General features: G+C 68.3%; 18 protein-coding genes. 11 read left to right on the top strand and 7 right to left on the bottom strand.

Annotated features, from left to right (window positions below; translation table 11 throughout):
• Positions 1-3 precede the first annotated feature (3 nt).
• Genes ACOI2T_RS15360 through ACOI2T_RS15330 form a run of 7 tightly spaced genes read left to right on the top strand, consistent with a single transcriptional unit; the run spans position 4 to position 7,021 of the window.
• Complete coding sequence (locus tag ACOI2T_RS15360; protein WP_409501839.1) at positions 4-1,578, top strand: tripartite tricarboxylate transporter permease; 1,575 nt, start codon at positions 4-6, stop codon at positions 1,576-1,578.
• Positions 1,578-2,078: an AbrB family transcriptional regulator gene (locus ACOI2T_RS15355; protein ID WP_067852706.1), complete on the top strand. Its 501-nt coding sequence runs from the start codon at positions 1,578-1,580 to the stop codon at positions 2,076-2,078. Before ACOI2T_RS15360 ends, ACOI2T_RS15355 begins: the two co-directional genes overlap by 1 nt.
• Positions 2,075-3,238 carry a CaiB/BaiF CoA transferase family protein gene (locus tag ACOI2T_RS15350; protein ID WP_409501838.1) on the top strand — a complete coding sequence of 388 codons (1,164 nt, stop codon included), beginning with the start codon at positions 2,075-2,077 and terminating at the stop codon, positions 3,236-3,238. The genes ACOI2T_RS15355 and ACOI2T_RS15350 overlap by 4 nt, the downstream gene beginning before the upstream one ends.
• A gap of 5 nt (positions 3,239-3,243) precedes the next feature.
• On the top strand, positions 3,244-4,452 hold the full coding sequence (gene lhgO / locus ACOI2T_RS15345; protein WP_409501926.1) for an L-2-hydroxyglutarate dehydrogenase: 1,209 nt from the start codon (positions 3,244-3,246) through the stop codon (positions 4,450-4,452).
• Complete coding sequence (locus ACOI2T_RS15340; protein ID WP_409501837.1) at positions 4,449-5,342, top strand: dihydrodipicolinate synthase family protein; 894 nt, start codon at positions 4,449-4,451, stop codon at positions 5,340-5,342. Before lhgO ends, ACOI2T_RS15340 begins: the two co-directional genes overlap by 4 nt.
• A gap of 9 nt (positions 5,343-5,351) precedes the next feature.
• Entirely contained in the window at positions 5,352-6,140 is a 789-nt protein-coding gene (locus ACOI2T_RS15335) for an SDR family oxidoreductase (RefSeq protein ID WP_409501836.1), read from the top strand.
• A 35-nt stretch (positions 6,141-6,175) separates the two neighbouring features.
• Positions 6,176-7,021 carry a fumarylacetoacetate hydrolase family protein gene (locus ACOI2T_RS15330; RefSeq protein WP_409501835.1) on the top strand — a complete coding sequence of 282 codons (846 nt, stop codon included), beginning with the start codon at positions 6,176-6,178 and terminating at the stop codon, positions 7,019-7,021.
• An 86-nt stretch (positions 7,022-7,107) separates the two neighbouring features.
• Here the strand turns inward: ACOI2T_RS15330 and pheT are convergent, their stop codons facing one another.
• From pheT to ACOI2T_RS15315, 3 genes are read right to left on the bottom strand one after another with little or no spacing between them, the layout of a single operon-like run.
• Positions 7,108-9,588, bottom strand: a complete 2,481-nt coding sequence (gene pheT / locus ACOI2T_RS15325) for a phenylalanine--tRNA ligase subunit beta (protein ID WP_409501834.1) — start codon at positions 9,586-9,588, stop codon at positions 7,108-7,110.
• Positions 9,588-10,631, bottom strand: a complete 1,044-nt coding sequence (pheS, locus tag ACOI2T_RS15320; protein WP_409501833.1) for a phenylalanine--tRNA ligase subunit alpha — start codon at positions 10,629-10,631, stop codon at positions 9,588-9,590. Before pheS ends, pheT begins: the two co-directional genes overlap by 1 nt.
• A gap of 60 nt (positions 10,632-10,691) precedes the next feature.
• On the bottom strand, positions 10,692-11,603 hold the full coding sequence (locus ACOI2T_RS15315) for an adenylate/guanylate cyclase domain-containing protein (RefSeq protein ID WP_409501832.1): 912 nt from the start codon (positions 11,601-11,603) through the stop codon (positions 10,692-10,694).
• Between the two features lie 228 nt (positions 11,604-11,831).
• Here ACOI2T_RS15315 and ACOI2T_RS15310 point away from each other — a divergent pair, with 228 nt between their 5' ends.
• Entirely contained in the window at positions 11,832-12,869 is a 1,038-nt protein-coding gene (locus ACOI2T_RS15310; RefSeq protein ID WP_409501831.1) for an oxygenase MpaB family protein, read from the top strand.
• Positions 12,870-12,878: 9 nt separating this feature from the next.
• A complete protein-coding gene (locus ACOI2T_RS15305) occupies positions 12,879-14,120 on the top strand; it encodes an acyl-CoA dehydrogenase family protein (RefSeq protein ID WP_067852724.1) in 1,242 nt (413 codons plus the stop codon).
• Positions 14,121-14,156: 36 nt separating this feature from the next.
• On the opposite strand, the gene ACOI2T_RS15300 is transcribed toward ACOI2T_RS15305, so the two are convergent.
• The 4 genes from ACOI2T_RS15300 to infC are packed head-to-tail and all read right to left on the bottom strand — an operon-like array spanning position 14,157 to position 16,192.
• Positions 14,157-14,909 carry a TrmH family RNA methyltransferase gene (locus ACOI2T_RS15300; protein ID WP_409501830.1) on the bottom strand — a complete coding sequence of 251 codons (753 nt, stop codon included), beginning with the start codon at positions 14,907-14,909 and terminating at the stop codon, positions 14,157-14,159.
• 23 nt (positions 14,910-14,932) lie between these two features.
• Positions 14,933-15,322 carry a 50S ribosomal protein L20 gene (gene rplT / locus ACOI2T_RS15295; protein WP_067852728.1) on the bottom strand — a complete coding sequence of 130 codons (390 nt, stop codon included), beginning with the start codon at positions 15,320-15,322 and terminating at the stop codon, positions 14,933-14,935.
• A gap of 40 nt (positions 15,323-15,362) precedes the next feature.
• Positions 15,363-15,557, bottom strand: coding sequence for a 50S ribosomal protein L35 (gene rpmI, locus ACOI2T_RS15290; RefSeq protein WP_067852730.1), 195 nt, complete (start codon positions 15,555-15,557; stop codon positions 15,363-15,365).
• A 23-nt stretch (positions 15,558-15,580) separates the two neighbouring features.
• Positions 15,581-16,192, bottom strand: coding sequence for a translation initiation factor IF-3 (infC, locus tag ACOI2T_RS15285; protein ID WP_234790945.1), 612 nt, complete (start codon positions 16,190-16,192; stop codon positions 15,581-15,583).
• A gap of 243 nt (positions 16,193-16,435) precedes the next feature.
• Between infC and ACOI2T_RS15280 the strand changes: the two genes are divergently transcribed.
• Positions 16,436-16,771, top strand: coding sequence for a DUF1844 domain-containing protein (locus tag ACOI2T_RS15280; RefSeq protein WP_067852949.1), 336 nt, complete (start codon positions 16,436-16,438; stop codon positions 16,769-16,771).
• 66 nt (positions 16,772-16,837) lie between these two features.
• Positions 16,838-20,152, top strand: coding sequence for a bifunctional lysylphosphatidylglycerol synthetase/lysine--tRNA ligase LysX (lysX, locus tag ACOI2T_RS15275; protein WP_409501829.1), 3,315 nt, complete (start codon positions 16,838-16,840; stop codon positions 20,150-20,152).
• Positions 20,153-20,208 lie beyond the last annotated feature (56 nt).

Raw genomic sequence — 20,208 nt, 5'->3', positions numbered from 1 at the left:
AACATGAGTCAATTGCTGGACGGCATCGCCGCCATTCTGACAATGCAGAACCTGCTGCTGCTCGTGGGCGGCGTTCTGATCGGCATGATCGTCGGGGTCATCCCCGGGGTGGGGCCGTCCGCCGGCCTGGCGATCCTGCTCCCGGTCACCTTCGGACTCGATCCGACCGGGGCCATCGTGATGCTGGCCGCCGTCTACTACGGCTCGATGTACGGCGGCACCATCACCTCGGTGCTCATCAACACACCAGGCGAATCTGCCACCGTCGCAAGCACATTCGATGGTTATCCGCTCGCCAAACAGGGCCGGGCGGGCCCGGCGCTCGTGATGGCGGCACTGGCGTCGTTCGTCGCGGGCACCATCGGCGCGGTGTTGCTGTCGTTCGCGGCACCCATCACCGCCGAGTTCGCCAAGACATTCGGCCCGCCCGAGTACTTCCTGATCGTCGTCGCGGGCCTGCTGACCGTGATCGTGATCCTCCGGGGCAACAAGCTGCTCGGGGCACTGTCGGCGCTGATCGGGTTCGCGATCGGAACCGTCGGCATCGACATCGGCGGGGGCGAACAGCGCTACACGTTCGGTTCGGTCAACCTCATCAACGGGGTCGACTTCATCCCCGTGGCGATCGGGCTGTTCGCGGTCGGCGAGGTGCTGCACACCCTGTGGCGCGGCGGGCATCTGGAGAAGCTCGACTTCTTCGGGGTGTCGGCGCGCCAGCGCGGATTCTGGCCGACCCGCAAGGATTACCGCGAGTCCGTCGGGCCGTCGCTGCGGGGTTCGTTCCTCGGGTTCGGCGTGGGCATCACGCCCGGTGCCGGTGCGACCGTCGCCTCGTTGATGGCCTACAACGTCGAGAAGTCGATCTCCCGTACGCCCGGGAAGTTCGGTAAGGGCGCGCTGCCCGGGCTCGTCGGACCGGAGGCCGCCAACAACGCCGCGTCATCGGGCGCCATGGTGCCCCTGCTGACGCTCGGCATTCCGGGCGGCGGCGCGACCGCGGTGCTGCTGGGCGGCTTCCTGATGTGGGGTCTGCAGCCGGGCCCGTTGCTCATGGAGCAGAATCCCGAGTTTGCGTGGGGCCTGATCGCGAGCATGTTCCTCGGCAACGTGATGCTGTTGCTGGTCAACGTGTTCTGCATCCCGGGCTTCGCGAGCATCGCCCGCGTGCCGTTCCGGATGCTCGGCCCGATCGTCATCGTGCTGTGCGTGCTCGGCACGTTCGCGGTCAACAAGAGCCTGCTCGACGTCCAGATCATGCTCGTGTGCGGCGTACTCGGGTTCTTCATGCGGATCTACGGCCTGTCCCCCGCGGCGCTCGTCATCGCGCTGGTCCTCGGCCCGCTCGCCGAGGAGTCGCTGCGCCAGACCATGGTGATCTCGGGCGGCAACCTCGACGTGTTCCTGCAGCGCGGCACGTCACTGGCCATCCTGTGCTTCATCGTGTTCCTGTTCATGATCCCATTGATCAAGGACCCGTTGCGGCGCGCCAGTCAGAGTGCGCTGCAACTGGTTTCGGCTCGACGCCGATCCGGCAAGGCCGAGGACGCACGTGACGACAACGAGCGGGAACGCGTGTGATGAACCTCGGCACACTCCTGCTCACGGCGACGGCGGCCGTGGTGGGTGCCGCAGTGGCCACCCTGTTGCACCTGCCGGCCGCGCCGCTGCTCGGCGCCATGGTGGGAGTCGCACTCGTCAACATTCTGAGCACCTCGGCGTTCGAGATACCGGCAGCGGGCAAGTGGATCGTCTACGTCCTGCTCGGCTGGCTGCTCGGTACCGGCGTCACGCACGAGACGCTGACGCAGCTTCGCGCGGCCGTGGTGCCGATCGTCGTGACGGTCGTGGCGTTCCTGGTGTTCGGTTTGGTTGCGGCACTGCTGTTGTGGAAGTTCACGCCGTTCGACTCGATGACCGCACTACTGGCCACCGCACCCGGCGGCATCGCGCAGATGGGTGCGCTGTCGGCCGGTGCGGGTGCCAATGTTCCGATCGTGCTGACCGTGCACGTACTGCGGATCACCTCGGTGATCGTGCTCATGTCGGTCGGCCTGAAACTGATGGGAGGACGCGGGTGACGAATCGTCGACCGCTTGCCGATATCCGGGTCGTGGATCTCAGCCGTGCGCTGGCCGGCCCCTACGCGACCATGATGATGGCCGACGCCGGTGCCGATGTGATCAAGGTCGAGCCACCGGGTGGTGACGACAGCCGCGGCTGGTTGCCCTACGTCGACCGCAACGGCCACCGGGAGTCGGCGTATTACATGAGCGCCAACCGCAACAAGCGGTCGGTGGTACTCGACCTCAAGTCGGCCGGGGATGCCGACCGGCTGCGCTGGCTCGTCTCGCAGGCCGACGTGCTCGTCGAGAACTACCGGCCCGGTGTGCTGGACCGGTTGGGGCTCGGGCTGGACGGCCTGCGCGAGCTCAACCCGCGGCTGGTCACGTTGTCCATCACCGGATTCGGCAAGGGCGGCCCCGACGGCAACCGGCCCGGCTTCGACCAGATCGTGCAGGCCGAGGGCGGCCTCATGACGCTCACCGGCCGGCCGGGCGGGCCGCCGCAGCGCGTCGGCATCCCGATCGCCGATCTGCTGGCCGGCCTGTTCGGCGCGTTCGGCGTGATGACGGCCCTGCGTGCCCGTGAACGTACGGGCCTTGGGCAGCACGTCGAGACGTCGCTGCTGGCCGCGGTCGTCGGCGTGCACGTCTTCCATGGCGTCGGGTGGCTGGCCGCCGGCGTCGAACCGGTGCTCACCGGTAACCGTCATCCGTCCATCGCGCCGTACGGGGTGTTCGGCTGTGCCGATGCCGATATCGTGATCGCTGTCGGCTCAGAGGCCTTGTGGCGCAAATTCGCACCGATCGTCGGTCTCGACGCCGCCCGGCCGGACATCGCGACCAACGTCGACCGGGTCAGCCGGGCCGACGAACTGCAGAAGGAGATCGACACGCTGCTCGCCGACCGTCACGCCGACGACGTCCTCGCCGCACTGGACGCCGCGGGCGTGCCCGCGGGCCGCATCCGCACCGTGCCCGAGGTCTACGACTGGGAGCAGGTCCGCGCGTCGATGGTCACGACGGTGACACACCCGACGCTGGGCGACCTCGACATGCCTGCGTCACCGCTCACGTTGTCCGACCATCGCGAGCCACGCTGCGATGCCCCGCCGGCACTCGGTGCCGACCAGGATGAGGTGTTCGCCGGGTACGCACCAGCCGGAGGTGGCCGATGAGTCCGATACCGAAACGGGTTGCCGTGGTCGGCGGCGGCATCGTCGGGGTGGCCGTCGCCCGTGAACTCCTGCAGCGTCAGCCTGACGCCGAGGTCACGGTCTTCGAGAAAGAGGACCGGCTCGCATCGCATCAGACCGGCCGCAACAGCGGTGTGGTCCACGCCGGGCTGTACTACCAACCCGGTTCGGCGAAGGCACTGTTGTGCCGGCGTGGTGTCGGGCTGCTCGAGGAGTACTGCGCGCAGCGCGGGATCCGCCGGATCGCGTGCGGCAAGGTGCTTGTCGCGCTCGACGATGTGGAGCGTGCGCGGCTTGCCGACATCGAGGACCGAGCCCGGGCCAACGGGGTGCCCGGCATCCGCGTGATCGGCCCCGCCGAGCTGCGCGAACTCGAGCCCCACGTGCGGGGTGTCGCCGCCCTGCATTCGCCGTCCACATCGATCGTGGACTTCGCCGAGGTCACCCAGGCGCTCGCGGCGGACGCCGCCGGCGCCGGTGCGAAGATCCTGATCGGCCACGAGGTCATCGGCATGCGGACCACCGGTACCGAGGTGGTGATCACGGTCCGAACCGGAGGCGGCACCGATCAGGCCGCGTTCGACCAGGTGATCGCGTGCGGCGGGCTGCAGAGCGACCGGTTGGCCGAAATGGCGGGCGACGGGCCGGATCCGGTGATCATGCCGTTCCGCGGCGAGTACTACGCGCTCAAGCCGGAGCGCCGCGGGTTGGTCAACGGGCTCGTGTATCCGGTGCCCGACCCGCGCTATCCGTTCCTCGGGGTGCACGTGACCCCCCGCGTGGACGGCGAGGTGCTGATCGGCCCGAATGCCGTTCTCGCCCTTGCCCGTGAGGGCTACACGTGGAAGAACGTCTCGGTCGCTGACCTGGCCGGGGTCGCCCGAACGCCCGCGTTCTGGCGCTTCGCCCGCCGGCACTGGCGTACCGGTATCCGGGAGATGTACGGCTCGCTGAGCAAGCGGCGGTTCGTCGCCGCCGCCCGTGCCTACGTCCCCGAACTCGCCGACGACGACGTCGTGGCAGGCACCGCCGGTATCCGGGCCCAGGCGCTCGACGCGGACGGCGGCCTCGTCGACGACTTCCGCATCAGCATCCGCGACCGCATCGTGGTGCTGCGCAACGCCCCGTCCCCCGCGGCGACCTCGGCGCTCGCCATCGCCGAGCACGTCGTCGGCACACTCGAAAGCGAAACGTGAACACTGTTCTTGCCCAAGGCCTCTGGGGCGTCCTTGCCACCCCGTTCGACGAGCATCTCGACATCGACCTCGAATCGTTGCGCAACGAGGTGGCATCGTTTTCCGGCGACGGCTGCGACGGGCTTGTCGCGCTCGGCGTGTTCGGTGAGGCGGCGTCGCTGGAACCGGCAGAGGCCGACGCGGTCGCGCAGACCGTCGCCACCGCAACCGACCTGCCCTACGTGCTCGGGCTGTCCGAACGCGATCCGGATGCCGTGGTGGCACAAGCACAGCGGTTGCTCGGCGCGGTGCCACGTCCACCCGCCGCACTGATGGCTCAGATCGGCGACGCCAACCCGGCCGTGGCCGCGGAATCGCTGCGCGGCCTGCACGATGCGACGGGTATCGGTGTGCTGGTTCAGGACTACCCCGTGGTGTCGGGGGTGAGTGTCACCGACGAGCAGGTGGTCGCCCTCGTGCGGGCGTGCCCGTTCGCGGTCGGCGTGAAATCCGAGACGCCGCCGACCTCGGCGGCGATCGCCCACCTCGCGCCCCGGCTCGACGTTCCGGTGTTCGGCGGCCTCGGCGGTGTCGGCCTACTCGACGAGCTCGCGGCCGGATCGGCGGGTGCGATGACCGGTTTCAGCCATCCGGCCGTACTGGCCGCGGTGTTGCGCGCGTACCGGGATGGCGGATTCGCCGCTGCGCGTGAGGTTTTCGCACCGTGGCTGCCGCTGGTCAACTTCGAGGGGCAACTGCGTGTCGGGCTCGCCATCCGCAAGGAGGTGCTGCGGCGGCGCGGGGTGATCGCCGGCAGCCGGGTGCGCCGCCCCGCGATGGCGCTGCCGGCGTCGCTCGTCGGCCTCCTCGACCAACATCTCGCCACCCTGCCCCACCACGCATCGCGCTGAGGAGTATTCATGGATCTCGGGATCACCGGACGCACCGCGCTCGTGCTCGGCGCCAGCGGCGGGCTCGGCGGCGCCATCGCGGTGCGGCTCGCCGAGGAAGGCGCCAACGTCGCGGTTGCGGGACGTTCGGCCGACGCGCTCGCGGCCACCGCGGCCCGCATCGAGCAGGCGGGCGCCAAAGCCCTTCCGCTGGTGTGGGATCTGGGTGACCGCGACCGCATGGAGCCGGCCGTCGCGGAGGTCGAGCGCACGCTCGGCCCGGTCGACATCCTCGTCAACAACACCGGCGGCCCACCGCCGACCCCGGTCGCCGGGCAGGACGCCGATACGTGGGTCGACAGCTTCGAGAAGATGGTGCTGGCCGTCATCGCGCTCACCGACCGGGTGGTCCCCGGGATGCGTGAACGTGGCTGGGGCCGCGTCTTGACCTCGACGTCGTCGGGTGCGCTGAACCCGATTCCGAACCTCGGGCTGTCCAACACGCTGCGGGCCAGCCTGCACGCGTGGTCCAAGACGCTGGCCGACGAGGTCGGCCGCGACGGCGTCACGAGCAATGTCATCGTGCCGGGCCGGATCGCCACCGACCGCACGCGTTTCCTCGACGAACGCCGCGCCGAGCGTGAACAGCGAAGCGTCGAGGACGTGGCGCGGGACAGCGCCGCGACAATGGCGCTGGGCCGGTACGGCAGGCCCGACGAGTACGCCGACGCCGCGGCGTTCCTGTGCAGCCACCGGGCGTCCTACATCACCGGCACGATTCTGCGCGTCGACGGCGGACTGATCCGCAGCGTCGTCTGAACTTTCGATATCACAACAACTTTCATAGGAGTTTCATGCGTCTGCGCACTGTCCTACTCGATGATCACCCGATCGCATGCGTCGCACTGGCCGACGGCCGCCTCGCGCGCGTCGACAAAGTTCTGGCGGGCGCGCCCGCCGATCTGCTGGCGCTGCTGGCGGCCGACACCCTCGAAGCGCTGGCGGCCGCGGTTGCCGCCGGGGTCGCCGAGGACGCGTGCGTCGCGGGAGATACCCCGGCACTCGCGCCATGGACCCGGCCACGCAAGATCTTGGGCATCGGGCTCAATTACGGCGCGCACGCCGGTGATCTCGGCGAGCAGGCACCCCGCACATCGCCCGCGTCGTTCCTCAAAGGCGACCACACCATCGTCGGCCCGGGAGATCCGATCGTGGTGCCGCCGGGCATCGGGAAAGTGACCTCGGAAGCCGAACTCGGGCTCGTGATCGGAAAGCCGTGCTACCAGGTCAGCGTCGAGGACGCGATGTCCTATGTCGCCGGTGTGGTGCCGGTGCTCGACCAGACCGCCGAGGGAATCCTGCTGGAGAACCCGCGCTACCTGACGCGGGTCAAGAACTATCCGTCCTTCCTCGCGTTCGGCCCGGACCTCATCACGCTCGACGAGGTGCTCGCGCACGGGCCGCTCGAAAAGCTCAGGGTCGCAACGATTCACAACGGTGCGGTGCATCGCGAGGACACCGTGTCGGGCATGACGTTCTCCCCCGCCGAGCTACTGAGCTTCCACAGTCAGGTGATGCCGTTCTATCCGGGCGACATCCTCTCGACCGGCACACCGGGTGCGGTCGGCATCGCGCCGGGCGACATCGTGCGCTGCGAGCTCGGCGACGGGCTGGCCGCGCTGACCAACCCGGTGAGTTAGCGGTCACCCCACACCCGCGAGCAGACGCTTGGGTACCCGAAATGTCCAAGTTTTGGGTACCTGCGCGTCTGCTCGCGCAGGAGAAGTCAGCCCCGCAGCACCGCACCGACACGGTCGGCCGCGGCGGCCACGGCCGCGTCGCGGGCAGCGCTGGCCTCGTCCTCGGTCAGCGTGCGATCGGCGGCGCGGAACCGCAGCGCGAGGGTGAGCGACTTACGGCCCTCCCCGATCTGCGGGCCGGTGTAGACGTCGAAGAGCCGGACATCCTCGAGCAGCTCACCCGCTCCGTCGCGGACGGCGTCGACGACGGCCGCCGCCGCGACGTCATCTTCGACGATCATGCTGATGTCCTGGAAGACCGCGGGGAACGGTGAAACCGACGGCGCGGGCAGCGTTTCGGTGATGGGGATGGCATCGAGGTCGAGTTCGACGGCGCAGGTGCCCTTGGGCAAGCCGGTCCGCTCGACCACCGCCGGGTGCAGCTGGCCCGCGTAGCCGACGGGCGTGTCGCCGACGAGCACCTGCGCGCACCGGCCCGGATGCCACGGCAGTTCCTGGGCGGCACGCAGCGTGAGTTCGATCCCGGCGGCCCGGCCGATCACGCGCACGGCCTCGAACGCGTCGGCGGCCTCGACCGGACGGCCCGGCCCCCACGGGCCCGCGGGTTCGCGCAGGCCGGTGAGCACCGCGGCGACATGTTGCGGCTGGCGCGGCAATGACGCATCCAGTCCGGCGATCTCCTCGTCGGTCGGCCTGCGGTCGGTCGGGATGAGCTCGACGGCCCTGATCTGTTCGGTCGGCTCGACCACCTGCGCGATCGCGAACAGCGCGACGTCTGCGGTGCCACGGGACACGTTGCGTCCCAATGCCTCAAGCAGGCCGGGCAGCAGCGTGGTGGCCAGCTGGGGGCGGTCGGCCTCCAGCGGGTTGAGCACGTTGGTGGTCGTGCGCCGCGGATCGTCGGCCGCCAGACCCCACGCGTCGAACACCCCGGCAGGCAGGAACGGCGTCGGGAGGATCTCGACGAATCCGGCCAGCGCGAGCGACTTTCCGATGGCGCGGCGGCGCTTCTGGACCGGCGTGAGGCCACGCCCGGCGGGAGCCGTCGGCAGCACCGACGGGATGACTTCCAAACCCTCGAGCCGCAGCACCTCCTCGACCAGGTCGGCGCGCTGGCGCAGATCGGGCCGCCAGCTCGGCGGGGTCACGGTCAGCGGATCGGTACCCGTGACGGCAGCACCGATCTGAGTCAGCCGCCGCGCGGTGGTCCCCGCGGCGTACTCGACGCCTGCCGTGCGGTCGGGCAGGTCGGCGGGGATGTCGATGGCCGGATGTGACCAATCGGCACGGTCGCCGTCGCGCCAGTCGGTCAGCTTCGGCTGCACGGTGCCGCCGGCGATCTCGGCCAGCAGGGTCGCGCAACGATCCAGTGCCGCAACGGATATCGCCGGATCGACGGAACGTTCGTAGCGCCTGCCCGCCTCACTCGCCAGATGCAGGCGGCGTTGCGTGCGCGACACCGCGGCCGGATCCCACACCGCGGCCTCGAGCAGCACGTCGGTGGTGGTCTCGCGCACCTCGGTGGTGCCCGCACCCATCACACCGCCGATCGCGGCGGTCGCGACGTCGTCGACGATCAGGACGTCGCCGGAGTTCAGCGTGCGCTCGACATCGTCGAGGGTCACGACCTTCTCGCCGTCGCGGGCGAACCGCACGTCGAAACCGCCGGTGATCAGGCTGCTGTCGTGGGCGTGCATCGGGTGGCCGAGTTCGAGCATGACGTAGTTGGTCACGTCGACCGCGGGCGAGATGGCCCGGATGCCGCTCAGCAGCAGTCGCCGCTGCATCCACCACGGCGACACCGCGGCCGGATCGATCCCGGTGACCGGACGCAAACCGAACCGCTGCACGCCCGTGCCGGGCTGAACGGTCAGCGGCCAGGCTTCACCCTCGACCGGTAGCGGCGCGACATCGGCCGGGTCGACATAGTCGAGGTCGTAGGCGCATGCGATTTCGCGGGCGAGACCGCGCACCGAAAGGCAGTAGCCGCGGTCCGGGGTGATCGCGAGGTGGAACACCACGTCGTCGAGGCCGAGAACGCCCGCGGCGGGCGTGCCGGGTTCGGCGGTACCTGGCGGCAACACCAGGATGCCCGAATGGTCGACGCCGAGGTTCATCTCGGCCGACGAGCAGATCATCCCGTCGGAGAGCCTGCCGTAGGTCTTGCGCGACCCGATGGTGAAGTCACCCGGCAACGTGGTTCCCGGCAGCGCCACCACGACGAGATCGCCAACCACGAAGTTCGTTGCACCACAGACGATGTCGCGGGGTTCGGCTTCACCGACATCGACCTTGCAGGCTCGGATCGGCTTCTTGAACTCGGTGAGCTCCTCGATCTCGGCCACCCGGCCGACGGTCAGCGGACCGCTCACCGGACCGATCGGGATGATCTCCTCGACCTCGTGGCCGATCCGGATGAACGTCTGCTCGAGCTCCTCGGGTGTGACGTCCCAGCCGGGTGCCCCGGCGCGGACGACGTCACGCAGCCAGCTGTAGGGAACGCGCATCAGGCGCCCACCCCGAACGGCAGCGAGAAGCGGACATCGCCCTCGACCATGTCGCGCATGTCAGGAATCCCGTTGCGGAACTGCAGGGTTCGCTCCAATCCCATGCCGAACGCGAAGCCGGAGTACACATCGGGGTTGATGCCGCACGCGCGCAACACATTCGGGTTCACCATGCCGCAGCCACCCCATTCGACCCAGCCCGGTCCGCCCTTCTTGTTGGGGAACCAGATGTCCACCTCCGCCGACGGTTCGGTGAACGGGAAGAAGTGCGGCCGGAACCGGGTGCGGCCCTCCGGGCCGAACTGGGCGCGCGCGAACGCATCGAGCGTGCCGCGCAGGTGCGCCATCGTCAGGCCCTTGTCCACCGCAAGCCCCTCGACCTGGTGGAACACCGGCGTGTGGGTGGAGTCCAGTTCGTCGGTGCGGAACGTCCGGCCGATCGAGACGATGTAGACGGGCAGCTCACGCTCGAGCAGCGCGCGGATCTGCACCGGCGACGTGTGGGTACGCAACACCTGACGCGAGCCGTCGGGCGCGATCTGGAACGTGTCCTGCTCGCTGCGCGCCGGATGGTCGGGCGGGAAGTTCAGCGCGTCGAAGTTGAACTGCTCGGTCTCGACCTCGGGACCCTCGGCCAACTCCCAACCCATCGCCACGAAGGTGTCGGCGACGTTCTCGGCCAGGATCGTGATCGGGTGCCGGGCACCGATCGGCTGGCGCGTCGACGGCAGCGTGACGTCGATGCGCTCGGCGACGAGCACCGCGGCGTCGCGCTCGGCGCGCAGCACGGCCAGCCGCTCGTCGTATGCGCGCTGGGCTTCGCCGCGAGCAACGTTGACGCGTTTGCCGGCATCGGCGCGGTCGGCCTTGGGCAGCGTAGCCAGAGCCTGGCGGGCCAGTGCGATCGGCGCGCGGTCACCGAGGTGCTCGGTTTTGGCGCGCGCCAACGCGTCGAGGTCACCGGCCAGATCGAAGGCATGCCGGGCCGCGCTGACGGCTTTGGTCAGGGTTTCTTCGGAGAGATCACTGGGCTGCTCAGCCACCCGGCGATCATAGGCGATGCACTCACCGGCCTTCGAATGCGTTTCGACGCCGCCGAACGATTATGCGTCCGGCGCGCCGTTGTCGTCTCCGCCGGGCCGTTGCCTCGCGGTTCTGACGCGATACATCACGAGATCTTCCGGGACACCTTCCGGCCGCGCCGAGAACATCGGGCGCCGTTCGCGTTTGACGGTCACGCCCAATGCGGCGAGCTGCTCCTCGGAGATGCCCTCCAAGGTGGTGTGCGACACCACCAGGCCACCTTTCGGCGCACGTTCCATCACCCGTGCGGTGATGTTGACGTCGATGCCGAGCCAGTCGGACCCGAGGCGCTGCGGCCTGCCGGTGTGCATACCGACCCGCATGCGCGGCGTGTAGCCATCGACATCGACGACGGTCAGCGCATCCAGTGCGGTGAGCACCGCGCGCAGCGCGGTCCCCGGGTCGGAGAACACCGCCATCATGCCGTCGCCCATGCGTTTGACGATGTGGCCGCCGGACTCCAGCACCGGCGGCTCGACCACCTGGGCGACGCGGCGCAGCAAACGCAGAGTGGCGTCGTCGCCTGCCTTCAACGACCACGTCGAGAACCCGACGAGATCGGTGAAGACGAGAGTCACCTCGGGGTTGGGCGGGACACCGGACACCCGCTCGGCGATCGCCTGCCACACCTGAAGCGCACCCAGACTCACCTCCCGCGACGCGGCGCCACGGTCGAGCAAACGGTCAGCCACGCGGGCGGCAGCACGCGGGCCGCCGTCCCCGGCCGCCGAGAGCGGATCGCCGAAGTCCGGGTCGCCGGGCAGGGCCCGGCGCACGCGCCGGACCATGTCGATCACGGCGGGGCTGTGATTGGTGCGCTGCAGCCAACCCAACGGGCCGGGCAGACCACGCGGCTGAACCGGGCGGCCCTGTGGCAGCTCTTCGATTTCCCCGACACGGCCGGATCGTTCATCGAACGATTCGCCATTCACAGCGCCAGCGTAAGTGGCTTTCGGACCGACCGGCAATGACGTGCGCGCAGGGTTTGCTCACACCCGCCGCAAGCCGGCAATGGGCGCTGGTCACGGCGCCGCAGCAACACAATTGCCGGGCGATAACACTGCGCCTCGCCACGCCGCGGCGTCGTAGACAACGACCGTTGTCATCACTATCGTTGGCCCCAACTGTGATACACGTCATGACGAGTCAACGAGGACGCGATGACCACGAGAGCGACAACCGACGACCGGGACGAACCGCTCGGGCCGGATTCTCTGACCTGGAAGTACTTCGGCGATCTGCGCACCGGGATGCTCGGGGTGTGGATCGGCGCCATCCAGAACATGTATCCCGAACTCGGCGCCGGGGTCGAAGACCACTCGATTTTGCTGCGCGAACCGCTGCAGCGGGTTGCACGGTCGGTGTACCCGATCATGGGCGTGGTCTACGACGGCGATCGGGCGGCTCAGACCGGCGCGCAGATCAAGGGCTTTCACACCACCATCAAGGGCGTCGACGCCAAGGGCAGGCGCTACCACGCGCTGAACCCGGAGACGTTCTACTGGGCGCACGCGACGTTCTTCATGCTTATCATCAAGACGGCCGAATACTTCTGCGGAGGCCTCACGGAGGCCGAGAAACGCCAGCTGTTCGATGAACACGTGCAGTGGTACCGCATGTACGGCATGAGCATGCGCCCGGTTCCGGCGACCTGGGAGGAATTCCAGGAGTACTGGGACGCCAAGTGCCGCGACGAACTGGAGATCAACCGCGCGACGCTCGACATCTTCAGCATCCGCATCCCCAAGCCGTGGTTCGTGCTGATGCCGACGCCGGTCTGGGACCAGTTGTTCAAACCCCTGGTGGGAGCGCAACGCTGGATCGCCGCCGGACTCTTCGACCCCGCGGTGCGCGAGAAGGCCGGCATGCGCTGGACGCCAGGGGACGAAGTGCTGCTGCGAATATTCGGCAAGATGGTCGAGCTCGCGTTCGTCGCGGTACCGGACGAGATCAGACTGCACCCGCGAGCGATCTCGGCGTACCGCAGGGCGGCCGGTCGGCTGCCGGCCGACGCGCCGCTGGTCGAGGCACCCGGCTTCATGGCACCGCCGCGCGATCGGTGGGGGTTGCCGATGCACTATGTGCCGCAGCGCAAGACCCTGCTGGACCGGGCAGGCTCGCTGGTGCACACGACGTTCTCGCTGCCCGCGCTGCGGCCCGCCCGACGGCCCCCACCGCGCCGCAATTCCGCGGCATAAGGTAGCGGAATGCTTGATTGGTCAGACGTCGACATCGCCGTGCGCGACGCCGTACGCGAATTCGTGGACAAGGAAATCCGCCCGCACCTCGACGAGCTCGAGAGCGGTGAGATGGAGCCCTACCCCATCGTCCGGAAGTTGTTCTCGGCCTTCGGAATCGACGCGATGGCCAAGGAGGCGCTCGACAAGCGGCTGGCCCGGCTCCGGGACGGCGGCAAGCCGTCGGCGGGCGGCGGCGGGATGTTCGGCGGCGGCAGCGCATCGGCAGGCATGGGTTTCGTGCTGATCAGCGAGCTGTGCCGGGTGTCGATGGGCCTGGTGACCGGCATGGGTGTCAGCCTCGGGTTGACGGTGCCCACCATTCAGAGCCGCGGAACGCTGGCACAGCAAGAACGGTGGCTGCCCGGCCTGGTGACCTACGAGAAGATCGGCGCGTGGGCGATCACCGAGCCCGACTCCGGTTCGGACGCGTTCGGCGGCATGAAGTCCTACGTGGTCCGTGCCACCGATGGATCAGGCGATTACATCCTCAACGGTCAGAAGACGTTCATCACCAACGGCCCCGACGCCGACGTCGTGGTGGTCTACGCAAAACTGGACGAGGGCGATGGCGCGGACAAGCGCGGCCGCAAGGTGCTCACGTTCGTCCTCGACAAGGGCATGGAGGGCTTCGTGCAGTCGAAGCCGTTCCGCAAGATGGGCATTCACAGTTCCCGCACCGGCGAGCTGTTCTTCAACAATGTCCGCCTGGGCCGCGACCGGCTGCTGGGCGAGACCGAGGACAACGAATCCGGCGACGGCCGCGAAAGCGCCAGGTCCAGCTTCTCCGCCGAACGCATCGGCGTGGCCGCCATGGCGCTCGGCGTCATCGAGGAGTGTCTGCGGTTGAGCGTGGACTACGCGAAGAGCCGCACGCTGTGGGGTCAGGAGATCGGCCAGTTCCAGCTGATCCAGCTCAAACTGGCCAACATGGAAGTGGCCCGGATGAACGTGCGCAACATGCTGTTCCGGGTCATCGAGTCAGCGCAGAGCGGTCAGCAGATCTCGTTGGCCGAGGCGTCGGCGATCAAGTGGTACTGCTCGCAGGCGGCAACCGACGTCGCGATGGATGCGGTGCAGTTGTTCGGTGGAAACGGCTACATGACCGAGTACCGGGTCGAGCAGCTGGCGCGCGACGCCAAATCGTTGATGATCTACGCCGGCAGCAACGAAGTTCAGATCACCCACGTGGCACGGGGTTTGCTGAGTTAGATCAGGCTCCGCCGGGATGCGCCACGCGGCACACCGTCAACCTCCGACGGCCCGGTGCGCGCGGGCGCTCTGATACAGGCAGATCGACGCCGCCGATGCGATGTTGAGGCTCTCGGCACGGCCGGGCATCGGGATGTGCACGCGGTGGTCGGCCATCGCGGCGAGTTCGCCTGGCAGACCGTGGGCTTCGGGGCCGAACAACCACGCGGTCGGCATGCCCAGGTCCGCACGGTCGAGATCCACCTCGCCGTCGACGGTGGTGGCGAGCACCTGTAATCCGGCCGCGCGCAGCCGCTGCACGGCACCGGCCTCATCGGGTTCGCTGATCACCGGGATCGAGAAGATGCTGCCTGCGGAGGCCCGCAGGCACTTGCTGTTGTACGGGTCGACGCTGTTGCCCGCCAGCACGACTGCGGCGGCGCCCATCGCATCGGCGACCCGGATCAGGGTGCCGGCGTTGCCCGGCTCGGAGATCTGCACGGGTACCGCGATCAACTGCGGCGCGGCGGCCAGAACCTCGTCGAGCGACGCCTCTGGGAGCCGGCACACCGCGACGAGCCCGACGGGAGTCACGGTGTCCGACAACGCTTTCGCCGCGCGTTCGGTGACCAGCTCCACCGCGGCGCCGTCGAGCATCGCGCCGAACCGGTCGAGTGCGGATTCGGTGGCGAACACCTCGGAAACGAGTCCGCGCCGCAACGCTGCCTCGACGAGGTTGGGCCCCTCGGCAAGGAAACGTGCGGCGCGGCGGCGCCCGACGTGGCGGTGCAGCTTGACCGCAGCCGCCACCCGGGCAGAACGCTCGGTCAGCGTCAGGCGGCTTCTCCCGAAGGCGCGTTGACGTCCTCGGGCAAAGCGGCCTTGGCGGCCTCGACCAGCGCGGCGAACGCGGTCGGGTCGCTCACGGCGATCTCGGCGAGGTTCTTGCGATCCACCTCGATACCGGCGGCCTTGAGGCCCTGGATCAGGCGGTTGTAGGTGATGTCGTTCGCGCGGGCGGCGGCGTTGATCCGCGAGATCCACAGCTTGCGGAACTCGCCCTTACGGGCACGGCGGTCCCGGTATGCGTAGGTCAGCGAATGCAGCTGCTGCTCTTTGGCTTTGCGGTACAGCCGGGACCGCTGGCCGCGGTAGCCCTTGGAGGCCTTCAGTACTGTGCGCCGCTTCTTCTGGGCGTTGAGTGCGCGCTTCACGCGTGCCATGGAATGTTCCTATTCTCGTTCGTCGGATAGCGGGCGGTACTTAGCCGTTGAGCATCTTGTTGATACGGCCGTTGTCGTTGGTCGCGACGACCGTGCGACCGTCGAGACGGCGCGTGCGCTTGCTGGGCTTGTGCTCGAGCAGGTGGCGACGGTTGGCCTTCTGCCGCACGATCTTGCCGGTACCGGTGCGGCGGAACCGCTTGGAGGCACCGCTGTGGGTCTTCGCCTTGGGCATGAATCCTCAGTTCTCTTGTGAATCTAGTTCTGCGATACGTCTGGCTCTTCGGGGGTGGCCTGCTGCCCGACCGGGCGCTCGGCCTGCTCCGCCGCCTTGGCGCGAGTCTTCGCGCCGCGGTGCGGTGCCAGCACCATCGTCATGTTTCGGCCGTCCTGCTTGGCGGACGTCTCGATGAAGCCGTAATCGGCGACGTCGGCGCCCAGCCGCTGCAGGAGCCGGAAGCCCAGTTCGGGCCGCGACTGCTCGCGTCCGCGGAACATGATCGTCACCTTGACCTTCGACCCCGCCTCCAGGAAGCGGATCACGTGACCCTTTTTGGTCTCGTAATCGTGCGGGTCGATCTTGGGACGCAGCTTCTGTTCCTTGACGACGGTCTGCTGCTGGTTCTTGCGAGACTCGCGCGCCTTCTGTGCCGTCTCGTACTTGAACTTGCCGTAATCCATGATCTTGCACACGGGCGGCTTGGCGTCCGGGGCAACTTCGACAAGGTCGAGATCGGCATCCGCGGCGACGCGGAGGGCGTCTTCGATGCGCACGATGCCTACCTGCTCACCACCTGGTCCAATCAGGCGGACTTCGGGTACACGGATGCGCTCGTTGACGCGGGTCTCAGTGCTGATGGGGCCTCCTATAGTTGGTCTGTGTAGGAGACCTACCCCATCCGCACCTTCTGCCCATAGAACAGAAAAGCCCTGCTCAAAGCAGGGCCCAATGCCGACCGATCACGGCTGGCGCCGCCTGCGGGTGACCGCAGAACCAACATCGTGGATGTTGGTGACCGGACCGTTGAACCGGTGTGGTCAACGGTGGGAGTGGGACTCCACTTGCTGTCCCTGGCGTACGCCGGGACGGTCGCGCATGACAGTCTAGCAGGCGTGACCGATGCGAATAACATTCGTGACCTGGCCGATGTTCCCGCCGTCGAGGTGATCACCCGGGCGGCGGTCATGTTGATGAGCGCAGCGGCCGAGAAGATCGGGCTGTCCGCCGAGGATCCCGATGACAGCCCGCACCGAGATCTCGACGAAGCCCGCCGGCTGATCACCGCGCTCGCCGGTCTGGTTACCGCGTCGGCCGAATACCTGGGGCCACACGCTGGGCCGGTACGTGATGGACTCAAGAGCCTGCAACTGGCGTTCCGGGAAGCCAGCGCCGCCCCGGACGAACCGGGTAAAGGCCCGGGCGAGAAGTACACCGGCCCCGTCTGGTAGCCGGTTGCCCGTCGGGCCGCGTGAGCTCCACCATTTTCCCGGGTTGAGCGCCTATTCTCCCGGCGTATGACCGTTACCAGCCGCGCCACCACGCGGCCGACATCCAGGTTCTCCTGGGTTCCCGCCGCAGCGGGCTGGACCGTCGGCGTCATCGCGACCCTCTCCTTGATCGCGAGCGTCTCGCCGCTGGTGCGCTGGATCATCAGGGTGCCGCGGGAGTTCGTCAACGACTACGTCTTCAACTTCCCCGACACGAGCTTCGCGTGGGCATTCGTCCTGGCCTTGCTTGCCGCGGCCCTCGCGGCCCGCAAACGCATCGCGTGGTGGATTCTCGTGCTCTACATGGTGGGCGCGGTCGGCTGGAACCTCGGCGACCTCGTCGGCGGCGGCAACACGGCCGCCGAAGACGTCGGCGAATCGATCGGCCTGGTGTTCCACGCCGCGGCGATCGCGTTCCTCGTGCTGGCCCGCAACCAGTTCTGGGCCAAAGTGCGCCGCGGCGCGCTGTTCAAGTCGGCCGTGGTGCTCGTGGCCGGGATGGCGATCGGCATCCTGGCGGCGTGGGGCCTGCTCGAGCTGTTCCCCGGCACACTGGCGCCGGAATGGCGACTGCCCTACGCGATCAACCGCGTCAGCGGTTTCGCGACCGTGCCGACCGAGGTGTTCGAGGGGTACTCGCACACGTTCCTCAACGACATCTTCGGCCTGTTCGGCGCGCTGGCGCTGATCGCCGCGGCGATCGTGCTGTTCCAGTCGCAGCGGGCCACCAACGCCCTCACCGGTGAGGACGAATCGGCCATCCGCGGCCTGCTGACGCTGTACGGGAAGAACGATTCGCTCGGCTACTTCGCGACCCGCCGCGACAAGTCCGTGGTGTTCGCACCGAACGGCCGGGCAGCCATCACCTACCGCGTCGAGATCGGGGTCTGCCTGGCCAGCGGCGACCCCGTCGGCGATCCGAAAGCCTGGCCGCAGGCCATCGAAGCCTGGTTGCAGTTGTGCCAGACCTACGGTTGGGCACCGGGCGTGATGGGTGCGAGTTCGACGGCTGCCGAGGCGTTCCGTGCGGCGGGGCTCAACGCGCTGCAACTCGGCGACGAGGCCATCCTGCATCCGGAGAACTTCCGGCTGTCCGGGCCCGATATGCGCGCGGTGCGCCAAGCCGTGACGCGCGCACGCCGGGCCGGCGCCTCGGTGCGGATCCGGCGCCACCGGGAACTGTCCGAGGCCGAAATGGCCGCGGTGATCGAACGCGCCGACGCCTGGCGCGACACCGAGACCGAACGCGGGTTCTCGATGGCGCTGGGCCGGCTGGGCGATCCCGCCGACGGCGACTGCCTGCTGGTCGAGGCCGTACAGAACGACGGGCACAAAGACGCTGTGGTCGCGATGCTGTCGCTGGTGCCGTGGGGTTCGAACGGCGTCTCGCTCGACGTCATGCGCCGCTCGCCACAATCCCCAAACGGCACCATCGAGCTCATGGTCAGCGAACTTTGCATGCAGTCCGAAGACATTGGGGTCAGCCGTATTTCGCTCAACTTCGCGATGTTCCGATCGGCCTTCGAGCAGGGCGCCCAGCTCGGTGCCGGGCCGGTGGCGCGGATGTGGCGCGGGCTGCTGGTGTTCTTCTCGCGGTGGTGGCAGCTGGAGACGCTGTACCGCTCGAACATGAAATACCAGCCGGAATGGGTGCCGCGCTACGCGTGCTACGAGGACGCCCGCCTGGTTCCCCGGGTCGGGGTGGCGTCGGTGATCGCCGAAGGCTTTCTCGTGCTGCCGTTCTCCCGGCGCAACAAGCAGCACACCGGCGACCATGTCGCCGCACCGGCCGATCTCGTCCAGTCCGGACGCTTGCACCGCGACGGCAGCACGCCCGACATGGCCGGGATCGAAGCCGACACCACCGACGACACCGAGCCGCCACGGCTGCCCGAACAGGTGCGCGTACGCATGGCCAAGCTCAAGGCGTTGCAGGACAAGGGTGTCGATGCCTACCCGGTCGGCCAGGCTCCGAGCCACACCGTCGCGGCCGCGCTCGACACCGCCGACGGCGAGACCCTGACGGTGGCGGGCCGTGTGCTGCGGGTACGCGACTACGGTGGCGTGCTGTTCGCGCAGTTGCGCGACTGGTCGGGTGAAGTGCAACTCCTGCTGGACAATTCGCAGCTGACCGATGGAAACACCGCCGACTTCACCGCGACCATCGATCTGGGCGACCTGGTCGAGGTGACCGGATCGATCGGTGTGAGCCGCAACGGCACCCGGTCGCTGATCGTGACGAGTTGGCGGCTGATCGGCAAATGCCTGCGCCCGCTGCCGGACAAATGGAAGGGCCTGACCGACCAGGAGGCGCGGGTACGGGCCCGCTACGTGGACCTTGCCGTCAACACCGAGGCCCGTGATCTCATCCGGGCTCGCAGCGGTGCGCTGCATGCCATCCGGGAAACGCTGTACGCCAAGGGTTTTCTCGAAGTGGAAACCCCGATTTTGCAGCAGATCCACGGCGGCGCCAACGCCCGACCGTTCCTGACCCACATCAACGCCTACGACCTCGATCTGTATCTGCGGATCGCGCCGGAGCTCTACCTCAAGCGGTTGTGCGTGGGCGGGGTCGAGCGGGTTTTCGAGCTGGGGCGGGCATTCCGCAACGAGGGCGTGGACTTCAGCCACAACCCGGAGTTCACGCTGCTGGAGGCCTACCAGGCCCACGCCGATTACAACGTCTGGATCGACGGCTGCCGCGAACTCATCCAGAACGCGGCACAGGCCGCCAACGGGGCGCACGTCTTCCTGCGGCCGCGGGAAGACGGTGTGCTCGAACCTGTCGACATCTCGGGCGAGTGGGCCGTCAAGACCGTGCACGACGCGGTATCGGAGGCCATCGGCGAGCACATCACCGCCGAAACCGACCTGGCGACGCTGCGCCGGCTGTGCGATTCGGCAGGCATTCCGTATCTCACGCACTGGGACGCCGGTGCCGTGGTGCTGGAGATGTACGAGCACCTGGTCGAGGACCAGACCACCGAACCCACGTTCTACAAGGACTTCCCGACCTCGGTGTCGCCGCTGACCCGGCCGCATCGCAGCATCCCCGGGGTGGCCGAGCGGTGGGACCTGGTGGCCTGGGGTGTCGAGTTGGGCACGGCGTACAGCGAACTCACCGACCCGGTCGAGCAACGCCGCAGGCTCCAGGAGCAGTCACTGCTGGCCGCGGGCGGCGATCCGGAGGCCATGGAACTCGACGAGGATTTCCTGCAGGCCATGGAGTACGCGATGCCACCGACCGGCGGGCTCGGCATGGGAGTGGACCGCGTGGTCATGCTGATCACCGGGCGCAGCATCCGCGAAACCTTGCCGTTCCCGTTGGCCAAACCGCGGTGACAGCAAGCTCACAGCCGACCGCAAGGATCTGCGGCCACGATTAGCCGGTGACCTTC

The organism is Mycolicibacterium wolinskyi str. Jessa 2025 (assembly GCF_049241375.1).
Taxonomy (GTDB): Bacteria; Actinomycetota; Actinomycetes; order Mycobacteriales; family Mycobacteriaceae; genus Mycobacterium; species Mycobacterium wolinskyi.
Note: the sequence above shows the minus strand (reverse complement) of the source record. Positions and strands in the feature narration are given on the sequence as shown.